Raw genomic sequence first — 11,117 nt, 5'->3', positions numbered from 1 at the left:
CATTCACCGCTCGCCATGGCGCGGCGAGCACGCTCGCGGCGACCGCCTACGACGCGCTCGCCCTCATCGACGCAGCGGCCGAGAGTGCCGGCGGCACACCGGACCGCGCGCGTTTGCGGGACCGCCTCGAGGCAACTACGTTCGCGGGCATCACGACCCGCTACACGTTCACCGCGGCGCGCCACGCCGGATTCGACGCCGTCGATCTCGTCTTCTTGCGCTGGAGCGTCGGCGCTCGCGTCGGCTTCGCGCTCGCGCCCGAGCCCGCGCCGAAGGAAGGGCGATGAGCGAACTCGATCACCTCATCTACGACTGGAACCGCGACGGCCGCGCGATGAAGGCGGACTACCGCGCCGTCGAGCTCGACGACGAGACGCTCCGCGACGGACTGCAAGGTCCGTCGGTGCGCAACCCGCCGCTCGCGGTGAAGAAGCGGCTCCTCCAGCTGATGGATCAGCTCGGCATCGACACCGCGGACATCGGGCTCCCCGGCGCATCGCCGCGCGCACGCGCGGAGATCGTCGAGCTCGCGAAGGAAACGACGAAGCTCAAGAAGCTGCGCCCGAACCAGGCGATCCGCACGCATCCGGTCGACGTGCAGGGCGCGATCGAGACCGCGATCCAGTCCGGGGTGAAGATCGAGAGCTGCGCCTTCATCGGATCGTCGCCCATCCGCCGCCTCGCGGAGGATTGGTCGCTCGACACGATGCTGAGGAACGTCGAGGAGTCGGTGACGACGCTCGTGAAGAACGGGCTGCCGGTGATGTTCGTGACCGAGGACACGACGCGGGCGGACCCGGAAACGCTCAGCACGCTGTACGACACTGCGATTGGCTGCGGCGCGGAACGTATCTGCGCTTCCGACACGGTCGGCCATGCCACGCCCGAAGGCGTGCGCAATCTCCTGACGTTCCTCCGTGATGACGTCATCAAAGGCCGGGAGGTCAAGCTCGACTATCACGGGCACAACGACCGCGGCCTCGGAACGATCAACGCACTCACCGCGACGGCGGTCGCCGACCGCGTTCACGGCTGCGCACTGGGGATCGGCGAACGTGTTGGCAACACCTCGATGGACCAGCTGCTCGTGAACATGCAGATCTGGGGTCTCATCGACCGCGACCTCACACCGCTCGCTGAATACGCGGCGCTCGTCGCGGAGCACTGCGGCATTCCGATCCCGCCGAACTATCCGGCGCTGGGCTCCGACGCCTTCCGCACCGGAACAGGAGTGCACGCGGCCGCCGTGATCAAAGCGCTGCGAAAGGGTGACCGCGCTCTGGCGGACCGCGTGTACAGCGGTGTTCCGGCCTCGGTGCTCGGCCGCGAGCAGCGGATCGAGGTCGGCCCGATGAGCGGGGAGTCGAACGTCGTGTACTGGCTCGAGTCTCATGGCTTCGAGCCGACGCGCGAACGTATCGCCCGCGTCTTCGAATCGGCGAAAGCCTCGGATCGTCTCTTGACCGATGCCGAGCTGGAGCGGCTCGCGAAGAGCTAGCCGCGCCGTCGTCGCGCGCCGCCCCCGAGCAGGCCGATATCGACCGCGAGGCCGATGAGGATGACGATCAATCCGAGGCCGTTCACACCACCGAGCTCGTTCTGAGCGATCGCGTACGCGAGCGTGGTGGTGGGTAAGAACAAGAACCCCAGGAACGGCATGACGAATCCGTCGAACGCGCGGCTCAAGTAGTTCGTGAAGAGCCACATCACGAACAGCACGATCCGCGGCGTGAAGAACGCAAGCAGGATGAAGACGCAGCACACAAGCGGCAGAGTGCCACAATCGAAGCAATGACCCAGACCATCCGACCAGCCAAGCTACTGCCCGGCGTCGACGCAAGAACGATCGCCGGACCCGACCACGCCGGTGGCCCACGAGACGACGGCGGTCGCGCGATACGCGGGAAAGCGCTGATCTTCTGGGACCCCAAGGTGCCGGGGAAGAAGCTCAACGCGATCGACACGGACCAGATCACGCCGTCGAACGACTGCGTGTCGGAGAGCCTCGAGACACTGGATCACCGCTGGCGAGCGGGCTCGTTCCGCTTCCTCATGCCGGACTTCCGCGAGCGCGTACACCGCGGCGAGAACTTCGTCATCGCCGGCGACCGCTTCGCGATCGGGTCGTCGCGTGAGATGAGCCCGGCGGGGCTCAAGGGCGTCGGCGACGAGGCGGGCCGGGAGCTCGTCATCGTCTGCGGCGCGGGCATGGGCGACATCTTCCGCCGCAACGCGCTCAACCTCGGCCTGCACGTGGTGCAGAGCCGCGCCGCGGTGGAGGACGCGCAGGAGGGCGATGCATTCGTGTTCGATCCAGAGACACGCACGCTCAGCAACGAGACGCAGGGCAAGACCTACGAGCCGGCGGCGCTCTCCCCGGCCGAGGACGACATCCGCCGCTCCGGCGGGATCATCAAGATCGGGCGACGCGAGTTCCGCGACTCGGTCCTCCGCGCGCCCGATATCTCGTGGCCGGACCCCGATACCGCGCGCAAGCTCACGTCGACCGAGCAGATCCTCTGGGCGCACCGCGTAGACAAGGACGCCGTCGTTCGCGCTGGCGCGACGCTTCGCGTGTACGCGGACCTCCTGCCGGCGTCGGACGGCACTGCGCCGTTCTCGATCCACACCTTCAATCAGATCACCGGCGGCGACACGATCCGACCGCGCCAGATCGCGGTCGCGAACGATCACTTCGTGTTCAACCATCGTGAGGCCGACGACAAGCAGACGGCGATCGGGAAGCAGTTCGCCGATCTCCATGGCATCACGCGTCCGCACTACGCGACACCGGGTGACGGTATCTTTCACTTCTATTTCCCGGAGCAGGGTCTCGTCGTCCCCGGCGCGCTCGTTCCCGGCGCCGACTCGCACAGCCGCGCCTACGGCGCGTACGGCGCGCTCGGATACGGCGTCGGCTCGACGACGCTCGGCTTCGGCTGGGCGACCGGCTACGTGTACTTCACGGTCGCGGGCCAGCGGCGCGTTGTGTTCAAAGGGCGGCTGCAGCCCTGGGTGAGTGGCAAAGACGTCGTGCTCGCGCTGCTGGCACGCTGGGGCGCGAAGCAGGCGGAGGGCATGAGCGTCGAGTTCGTCGACGCCGACAAACAACTGCCGATGAGCTACCGCAACACGATCGCGAACATGATGGCCGAGGGCGAGGCGACGAATGGGATCTTCGCGCCGGACGACCTCACCTACGCGTGGTATCGGGAGAAGGGCTTCACCGACCTCCCCTACCCGCGTTTCGGTCCTGGCGCCGACGCGATGTACGAGATCGACGAGGTCCTCGATCTCTCCGAGGTCGTGCCGCTCATCGCGAAGCCGTTCAGCCCCGGCAACGCGTTCCCCGCGGACGAGGTCGCGCGCGAGCACATCGCGTTCGACAAGGCGTTCATCGGCTCATGCACGAACGGCGGATATGGAGATCTGCTCGAGGCGGCGCTCGTCCTGCGCGCGGCGCGGGACAAAGGCGCGAAGCGCGCCGCGAACGAGTTCGTGATCTTCCCCGGGTCCGGCGCCGTCAAGAAGGACATCGAGCGGACCGACGCGAGACTCGGCGGCGAGTCGATCGCCCATGTGTTCCGCTCGGTCGGCGGGGAGATCCGCGAGTCCTGGTGCGGGCCGTGCTTCGGTCAGGGTCCCGACGCGCTCGCGAAGGGCCAGACCGCGATCACGTCCTTTAATCGCAACTGGGCGAATCGCATGGGCGTGGGCGGTCTCGGGTATCTCGCGAGCCCGGCGGTCGTTGCCGCGTCCGCGATGCTCGGCTACATGGGGCCGCCGAGCGAGCTCGGCATCGAATGGAAGGCGGAGCGCTTCGTCTAGCGCTTCGCCCGACCGCTCGCCATCGCGGTCCGTTTCGCGCGAAGTCCCACCAGCGTCTCGAGCTGCCGGAACGTGCGCTCGACGTTCTCAGGCTCTGACGCCGGGAGCATGAACGTCCCTTTGAGCGTCGCGACGATCACCGCGGCCATGCCATCCGGGTCCAGGCCCTTTGCGACCGCGCCCTCATCCTTCGCGCGACGCAGGAGCGTCCTCAACATCGCGCGCCAGGCGTCGTCGGTGCCGCCGACGATCCTGCGCAGTGACACATCACGCACGCCGCGGATCGCGAGCTCGGCCATCACGGTGAACAGCTCCGGCTCATCGCGCGAGAGACGACGGAGGCCACGGAGATGCGCGCGCAGCTGATCCTCGGCCGAGCCTGCGCCACCGAGCGTTCCGCGAAAACGGCCCATCGCGTGAGCCACCACGCCGCGGATCAGATCTTCCTTGTGCGGGAAGTAGTAGTGGAGCGTCGCGATGTTTACGCCGACCGCCGCGGCGACCTCGCGCGTGCGGAGCCCCTCGAAGCCACGGGTGGCGAGGATCTGGTACGCCGCGGCGACGAGCGCGTCCCTCCGAGGCTCTGCGGGAGTTGTCGCTTGACGTCTAATCAATCAGATGATTGAATCATAGCAGCGGGAGCAAATGGTGGAGGCATCACTCATGGAGAAGAACCTGATCGTCCGGATCGCGAAGGCCACGGGCCCCATCGCCCTTCGCGTGGCCGAGACCGGACTCATCCCGATCTGGGCGGTGGTACGTCATCGAGGCCGTCGATCCGGGAAGCTGTACTCCACGCCCATCGCGATCCGCCCGACGGCCGACGGATTCGTTCTGCCGCTGCCCTGGGGCGAGGGAACGGACTGGTGCCGCAACCTGCGCGCGGCCGGCGGTGGGGTCGTTCGCTGGGGCGGCGGCGAGATCGAGATCACGAGCCCCGAGATCATCGACGTGGCGGATGCGCTGCCGGCTTTCGACGGCTTCATGCGACCGATCGTGAAGCGCATCGGCATCAAGAAGTTCCTCCGCGTGCGGCGTACGACCGTGGCCAAGAACGCCGGGTCGTTCATCGGGCGGACAGCCTAGCGACCGCGCTGGATCGACCTGATCCTGGCCGCCGTTGCCGGCGGTCTGGTCACACTCCTTCTCATCGGCGTGCTCCTGGGCGGCGGCCTCTCCCGATTCGCGGGCACAGCGAGCTCGCCGTCGCCGAGCGTGAGCCAGTCCGCATCGCCCTCCCCGAGCCCGACCGTCCAGATCCGCACGGCCGCACCCACCGACACCGGCGCGGACGAACACGCCGGTGCCGACCCCGACCCCGACGAAGACCCCTTAGGTCCCGCGCAGCTCCGCAACGATCGGCGCGAACTCGCGCATCGCGTTGCCCGGCACCGAGATGTAGCTCAGGCCGAGGCGCTCGCGGCGCTCCAACAGAAGCTCGCGCAATGATGCGCGTGACCCGTAGAGCACGAACGGGCTGCGCACGAGGCCGTTCGCCGCGCGACGCAGATATCCGCTCACGGCGGCCATGAGCGACCGAGCGCGGTCGGTGACCGCGGCATCGAACACGAACACGTTGAGCTCGATGCGTTCGGCCCGGTCGCCCGCCGCCGCGCGAAAGCGCATCACTCGCTCGGTGAGCGCCTTCTCCGTGATCGCATCAAGGCGTGGGCGGCCGCTGGCATTCACCTGCGGCGCGAAGGTGACGATGTCGGCCTGCTGCGCGGCCAGGCGGAGAACGCGCGGCCCGCCGCCGCCGATCATGAGTGGCGGATGCGGTCGCTGCAGCGGCCGGGGCACGATGTTCGCGCCGTGCACCGTGTAGTGCTTGCCAGCGTGGTCGACGTGCTCCTCGCTCAGCAGGCGCTTCAGGAGAACGACGGATTCCTCGAGCCTGCTCACGCGGACCGCGGGGGCGTCGTAGCGGATGCCGAGCTCGCGATAGTCGCCGGTCTTCCATCCCGCCCCGATGCCCACCTCGACTCGGCCGCCTGAGAGCACGTCGATCGTCGCGACTTCCTTCGCGAGCATGACCGGATTGCGGTAGTCGTTCGCGAACACAAAGCTGCCGACGCGCAGACGCGTCGTCGCATCGGCCGCGGCCATGAGCGCTGGTATGGGTGCCAACTGCGGACCCATGTGATCGGTCACGAGCAGCACGTCGTACCCAAGATCTTCCGCGCGGCGTGCGACATCTCGCCATTTCGTACCGGTGCCGGCGTAGCGTGCAGTGACCGCGAAGCGAAATGGCCGGGGCATCGCGGCGAGTTTAGTGACGTGGGCTCGCTCGGCCGCTTGTGCGTTAGAGCGTGAGAAGAAAGGACCAAATATCACCCGCCCGCGACACACGCCGTTGCCTCATCGTTACTGGGGTAGTGAGGAAGGTCGGGCTGGCGCTCGTCGCCGTATTGGCACTTGTCTGGCTCCCGCAGCAGTCGCAGTCCGCGGATTTCGATGCCGCGGCGCCGCCCGGGGGTCAGTTCCGCGCGTACTGGGTCGACGCCTTCGGCGACGATCTGTTCGACGCGCCGCACATCGACGCGATCGTCGCCGGCACGAAGGCCGCACACCTCAACGCGATCGTCGTGCAAGCTGTTCGCCGCGGCGACTGCTTCTGCAATCGTGCGTCGGTGCCGCGCACCGACCAGCCGGGCGTCGCGCCGTTCCCGTTCGATCCGCTGCAGACCCTCATCGACAAAGCGCACGCGGAGGGCATCGAGGTCCATGCCTGGGTCATCGCGACGGCCTTCTGGCGCACCGGTGGTACGCCGGCGACGCCGGCATCTCCGGCGCACGCGTTCAACCAGCACGGCCCGTCGGCGACCGGCTACGCGAACTGGCTCATGTCACGCGATGACGGCGTCATGCAGTCGGGGACCGACTGGCTCGTGGATCCCGGGCACCCGGACGCGGCGCAGTGGATCGTGGACACCGCGACGAGCATCGTCGCGAACTACGCGGTCGACGGCATCAACCTCGACCGCATCCGCTATCCCGACGGCAACAGCCAGGCCGGCCAGCCGACGTGGGGCTACAACCCGGTCGCGGTCGCGCGCTTCCAGCAGGCGACCGGTCGCACCGATCGGCCCGTGGCATCCGATCCTCAGTGGGCGCAGTGGCGCCGCGATCAGATCACCGGGATCGTGCGGAAGGTCTACATCGAGAGCTTCGCGATCCGGCCGAGCGTGCGCGTGAGCGCCGACACGATCACCTACGGGAACGGCCCGCAAGCGCAGGGGGGCTGGACGAACACCCGCGCGTACGCCGAGCAGTTGCAGGACTGGGACGGCTGGATGCGCGAAGGCATCCTCGATCTCAACATCCCCATGAACTACAAGCGCGACCAGACGACCCCGACCGACCAGCGGCGCATGTATCAGGAGTGGAGTGATTACGCGAAGGATGCGCAGTACGGACGCCAGTCCGTCGTCGGGTCCGCGCCATATCTCAATGACATCGCCGCGACCGTGCGTCAGGTGCGCACCGCAGTCGCTCCGTCGACCGCAGGCAACTACAGCGCAGGCTGGGTCGGGTATTCGTACCGCACGCCGGACGCGATGACCGACGCAGGCACGCGCAGCGGCGCCGCGAGCCGCGCGGAGCTCGAGCGGGCGCTGACGCAGGTCTCCTCGTACGAGGCGATCACACCGCCGATCTTCGCCTCGACGGCGAACGTGCCGCCCATGACATGGAAGACGCAGCCAACGACCGGTCACCTGCGTGGCATCGCCCACACGAGCGACGGCACCGTGCTCGCCCAGACACAGGTGCTGTTGTTCTCGCAGGCGAGCGGCGCGATCGTCCGCTCGGCGAAGACCGACGGCAAGGGCTGGTTCGCGTTCGTCGATCTGCCGTCGAACAACTACCGGGTCGACGCAGCGGGCGAGACGCTCGGCACCGCGGACGTCATCACCGGTCGGCTCACGACGCTCGGCCAGGGCGCTCCGAGTCCCACGCCTGCGCCCGCACCCACCGCGACACCTGCGCCGAGCCCGACTCCGTCGCCATTGCCGTCACCAAACCCGCCGGTCGGATGCACGGGTGACGTCGGGCCGGGCATCGCTCCGCCGGCGACTGTTCCGTCCGGCGTCCGCGGTTTCCACGCATCGTGGTACGGACAGAGCGGGTATCCGACGCTGTGCCCCGGCGAGACGTCGACCGCCGTCGTGGCGTTCAAGAACAGCGGATCGTTCGGTTGGGTCTCAGGGCGCATGGGCGAGGTCGCGTATCTCGGGACCTGGGGCCCCGAGCCGGGACAGGACAAGGCGACGCCGCTCGGAGGCGACGGTCAGCTCGGAACACCGGCGACGGGATGGCCGCGCTACAACCGGATCGCGGCGCAGCCAGCGGACTACGTCGGCCCGGGTCAGGTCTCGTGGTTCCAGTTCACGATCCAGGCACCGACGGCACCGGGTACGTATCGGCTCTATCTACGGCCGCTCATCGAGGGCGCGCAGTGGATGGAGGACTACGGCGTGTACTGGGTGGTCACGGTCAAGTAGCGGTCACGAGCGACGCTGCCGAAGCACGAGCGCACCCAGCGCGAAGCCGATGGCGACACCGATGGCCGCCGCGACGGCCGCCACGGGGCCACCGAACACCCGGCCGCCCTCCTCGACCTCAAGGCGCGGCGTCACTGCCAACAGCACGACACCGCCTTTGCCTACGGTCGCGCTACCCGCGATGAGGGTGCCGGCTCCGCCCTGCTCGATCTGGGTGGGCCCGAGTGAGAAGATCGTTCCCGCGCCGCCCTGACGGATGCTCGTCGCACCACCGGCAAGGATCGTCCCGGCCGCGCCCTGCGACATGCGGATCGACCCGCCGGCCACGATCGCCCGGAGCCCGGCGCGATCTATCGAGACGTCCTTCTGCGCGAGGACGGCGCCCACCGCAGCGCTTCGGATCTCCGCACGATCGGCCTTTATCAGGCCAACGAAGCGACGATCGATCGTCGCCACCTCGCTCTTCGGTGCCGCTGTTCCCGCCTGCTCCGCGCCGGTCTCTTCGCCGTTCAACGTGATGGTCATGGTGATCTCCTTTTCGCTGATCCAACGAATTAGCGTGCGTCACGCGCTACACCGCTGATGCGGCGCTGTGCACCGTTCCGCAAGGACGATGGTCCCACGTGCTGTGGGGCTCGACCGCACGAGGCGCTGACACGAACGGCGCGCGCGCCAGGAGCTGGGTGATCAGACCGGTTCCGGACTGACCGCGTCGCGGGTCGCGGTCCGGTCATAGCGCGGGAGCTCCGGCGCCCAGATCGCGACGGCGAACGCGGACACGATGCAGGCAAGACCACCAGTGATCACGGAGAACTGCGGCGACACGAGCGCGGCCACCGCGCCGGCGCGCACCTGACCCAGATTCGGACCGCCGATGACGAAGAGGCCGTGGATCGCGGTGAGGCGACCACGCAGCTCCTCGCGCACCGCGCCCTGCAGGATGACGTTCCGGAAGATCGCGCTGAGCACGTCGGCCGCCTCCGCGAGCGCGACGAGTACGAGCGCAAGCGCGAACATGCCTTCGGTCATCAGGCCGAACGCCGCGATCGCGAGGCCCCACGCACAGACGGCCACGATCACCGCGATGCCCACGCGACGCACGCGCGACACCCAACCGGACGTGACGACGGCGACGAGCGCGCCGACGCCGGGCGCGGCGAACAGCAGGCCGAGGCCCTGCGCGCCGACCCTGAAGACCTGCTCGGCGTAGAACGGCATCAGCGCGCGCACCGAGCCGAAGAACATCGCGAGAAGGTCGATCACCATCTCCGAGAAGAGCAGGCGGTTTCGCACGACGTAGGTAAGGCCCTCGACGACCGACTCCATGACCGACTGTGGCAACGCGACGACCTGTTTCGGAGCCCGGAGCGCCACCGCCGCGGCGATCGCAGCAGCGAAGGTCATCGCGTCGATCCAGTACGCGGCGGCCACTCCGTACGACGCGATCACGACACCGCCGACCGCCGGGCCGACGACGGCAGCGGTCTGATACAGCATCTGGTTGAGCGCGATCGCGGCGGGCAGCTCAGCACGGTCGACGAGGTTCGGCACCAGCGCACCGCGCGCCGGCTGATCGAACGCGGAGAACGACGCTGAGACCGCGGTGAGCGCGTAGAGGATCCAGAGCTCGGTGGACCCGAGCTGGGTCACGAGCGCGAGGACGAGCGAGCTCGCCATCAGCCCACTCTGCGTCGCGATGAGGACGCGCCGGCGGTCTGCACGGTCCGCGAGCACGCCGCCGAGGAGAGGCAGGCTGATGAGCGGGAGCGCCTGGAACAGGCCCAGGAGCCCGACGTGGAACGGCGAGCCGGTGAGCAGGTAGATCTGGTAGGGCAACGCGACGAGACGCATCTGCGTGCCGACGTTCGAAACGAGCTGCCCGGACCACAGCAAACGGAACGATCGGTGGCGGCGAAGCGGCGTGAGATCCGGTAGGAGCGCGGTCGCGCGCGGCACGACCTCGCGCTAAGGGGCGAGCGTGGACTTGACCGAGAGCTTCACGTTGTTCTTCAGCGCCCGCGAGATCGGGCAACCGTCTTTCGCGCCTTCCGCAGCTTTCGCGAACCCGGCCTCGTTGAGCCCCGGCACGACGCCCGTGACCTGGAGATCGCTCGACACAACGGTCCAGTTCTCGCCGACCTTGTCGAAGGTGACCGTCGATGTCACCTCGAGCGTCTCGGGCGGTGTGCCGCCCTTCGCGAGACCGGCGGACAGCGCCATCGCGAAACAGCTCGCATGGGCTGCGGCGAGCAGCTCCTCTGGACTTGTCTTCCCCTGCGGTGCTTCGGTCCGAGCGCCCCACGAGACCGGAAGAGAGCTGAACTTGCCGCTCGTGACCGAGCTGACCTCGCCGCTACCGGTCGCGAGGTCGCCATTCCACTTCGCGCGCGCCTGACGTTTCGCTGCCATGTGGCACCTCCAGATGTGAAGACGAAATCCTATGTCGGCGAGCGGAACTCAGTCGCGGAGGCTCGGTAGCCAGGACGCTCGCGTGGATTCGTACTTCGTGATCTCGTCCGCGTGCCCGAGCGTGAGCGCGACGTCGTCCAGGCCCTCGAGCAACCGCGTGCGCGCATCGTCGTCGAGCGCGAAGCTCGCGCGCACGACGGGCGCTTCGACCGTGCGCGCCTCGACGTCGACCGTGATCTCAGCTCGCGGGTCGTCCGACACCAGCCGCAGCAGCGTCGCGACCGTGTTCGGATCGAGCTCGACCGGCACGAGCCCGCTCTTGAGGCAGTTCGCGCGGAAGATGTCGGCGAGACGAGGCGCGATCACGGCGCGGAAGCC

12 protein-coding genes are annotated in these 11,117 nt (G+C 68.2%); 5 read left to right on the top strand and 7 right to left on the bottom strand.

Going from position 1 to position 11,117, the window contains the following annotated elements:
* Both VI056_01135 and VI056_01130 read left to right on the top strand, forming a co-directional pair.
* Positions 1-287: ABC transporter substrate-binding protein (locus VI056_01135; GenBank protein ID HEY6201621.1), on the top strand; the 287-nt coding region annotated here is incomplete at its 5' end.
* Positions 284-1,498 (top strand): LeuA family protein, encoded by a 1,215-nt coding sequence (locus tag VI056_01130; GenBank protein HEY6201620.1) that lies wholly within the window; start codon positions 284-286, stop codon positions 1,496-1,498. The genes VI056_01135 and VI056_01130, both read left to right, overlap by 4 nt.
* Here the strand turns inward: VI056_01130 and VI056_01125 are convergent.
* Positions 1,495-1,764 carry a hypothetical protein gene (locus VI056_01125; protein HEY6201619.1) on the bottom strand — a complete coding sequence of 90 codons (270 nt, stop codon included), beginning with the start codon at positions 1,762-1,764 and terminating at the stop codon, positions 1,495-1,497. The genes VI056_01130 and VI056_01125 overlap by 4 nt on opposite strands.
* A gap of 27 nt (positions 1,765-1,791) precedes the next feature.
* On the opposite strand from VI056_01125, the gene VI056_01120 reads away from it, so the two are divergent.
* Positions 1,792-3,828, top strand: coding sequence for an aconitase family protein (locus VI056_01120; GenBank protein HEY6201618.1), 2,037 nt, complete (start codon positions 1,792-1,794; stop codon positions 3,826-3,828).
* On the opposite strand, the gene VI056_01115 is transcribed toward VI056_01120, so the two are convergent.
* Positions 3,825-4,442, bottom strand: coding sequence for a TetR/AcrR family transcriptional regulator (locus tag VI056_01115; protein ID HEY6201617.1), 618 nt, complete (start codon positions 4,440-4,442; stop codon positions 3,825-3,827). The two genes, VI056_01120 and VI056_01115, sit on opposite strands and share 4 nt — an antisense overlap.
* Before the next feature lie 31 nt (positions 4,443-4,473).
* Here VI056_01115 and VI056_01110 point away from each other — a divergent pair, with 31 nt between their 5' ends.
* Positions 4,474-4,914 (top strand): nitroreductase family deazaflavin-dependent oxidoreductase, encoded by a 441-nt coding sequence (locus VI056_01110; GenBank protein HEY6201616.1) that lies wholly within the window; start codon positions 4,474-4,476, stop codon positions 4,912-4,914.
* A gap of 246 nt (positions 4,915-5,160) precedes the next feature.
* Here the strand turns inward: VI056_01110 and VI056_01105 are convergent, their stop codons facing one another.
* A complete protein-coding gene (locus VI056_01105) occupies positions 5,161-6,087 on the bottom strand; it encodes a TIGR03621 family F420-dependent LLM class oxidoreductase (protein HEY6201615.1) in 927 nt (308 codons plus the stop codon).
* 116 nt (positions 6,088-6,203) lie between these two features.
* Between VI056_01105 and VI056_01100 the strand changes: the two genes are divergently transcribed.
* Positions 6,204-8,330, top strand: a complete 2,127-nt coding sequence (locus VI056_01100) for a family 10 glycosylhydrolase (GenBank protein HEY6201614.1) — start codon at positions 6,204-6,206, stop codon at positions 8,328-8,330.
* A gap of 3 nt (positions 8,331-8,333) precedes the next feature.
* On the opposite strand, the gene VI056_01095 is transcribed toward VI056_01100, so the two are convergent.
* The 4 genes from VI056_01095 to VI056_01080 all read right to left on the bottom strand — a co-directional run.
* Positions 8,334-8,855: a hypothetical protein gene (locus VI056_01095; protein HEY6201613.1), complete on the bottom strand. Its 522-nt coding sequence runs from the start codon at positions 8,853-8,855 to the stop codon at positions 8,334-8,336.
* 162 nt (positions 8,856-9,017) lie between these two features.
* Positions 9,018-10,286: an MFS transporter gene (locus tag VI056_01090; protein HEY6201612.1), complete on the bottom strand. Its 1,269-nt coding sequence runs from the start codon at positions 10,284-10,286 to the stop codon at positions 9,018-9,020.
* Positions 10,287-10,295: 9 nt separating this feature from the next.
* A complete protein-coding gene (locus VI056_01085) occupies positions 10,296-10,739 on the bottom strand; it encodes an OsmC family peroxiredoxin (protein HEY6201611.1) in 444 nt (147 codons plus the stop codon).
* 48 nt (positions 10,740-10,787) lie between these two features.
* The coding region (locus tag VI056_01080) for a 3-isopropylmalate dehydratase small subunit (protein ID HEY6201610.1) at positions 10,788-11,117 on the bottom strand (330 nt) is incomplete at its 5' end.

The sequence above is a fragment of the Candidatus Limnocylindria bacterium genome (assembly GCA_036523395.1).
Lineage (GTDB): Bacteria > Chloroflexota > Limnocylindria > P2-11E > P2-11E > CF-39.
Note: the sequence above shows the minus strand (reverse complement) of the source record. Positions and strands in the feature narration are given on the sequence as shown.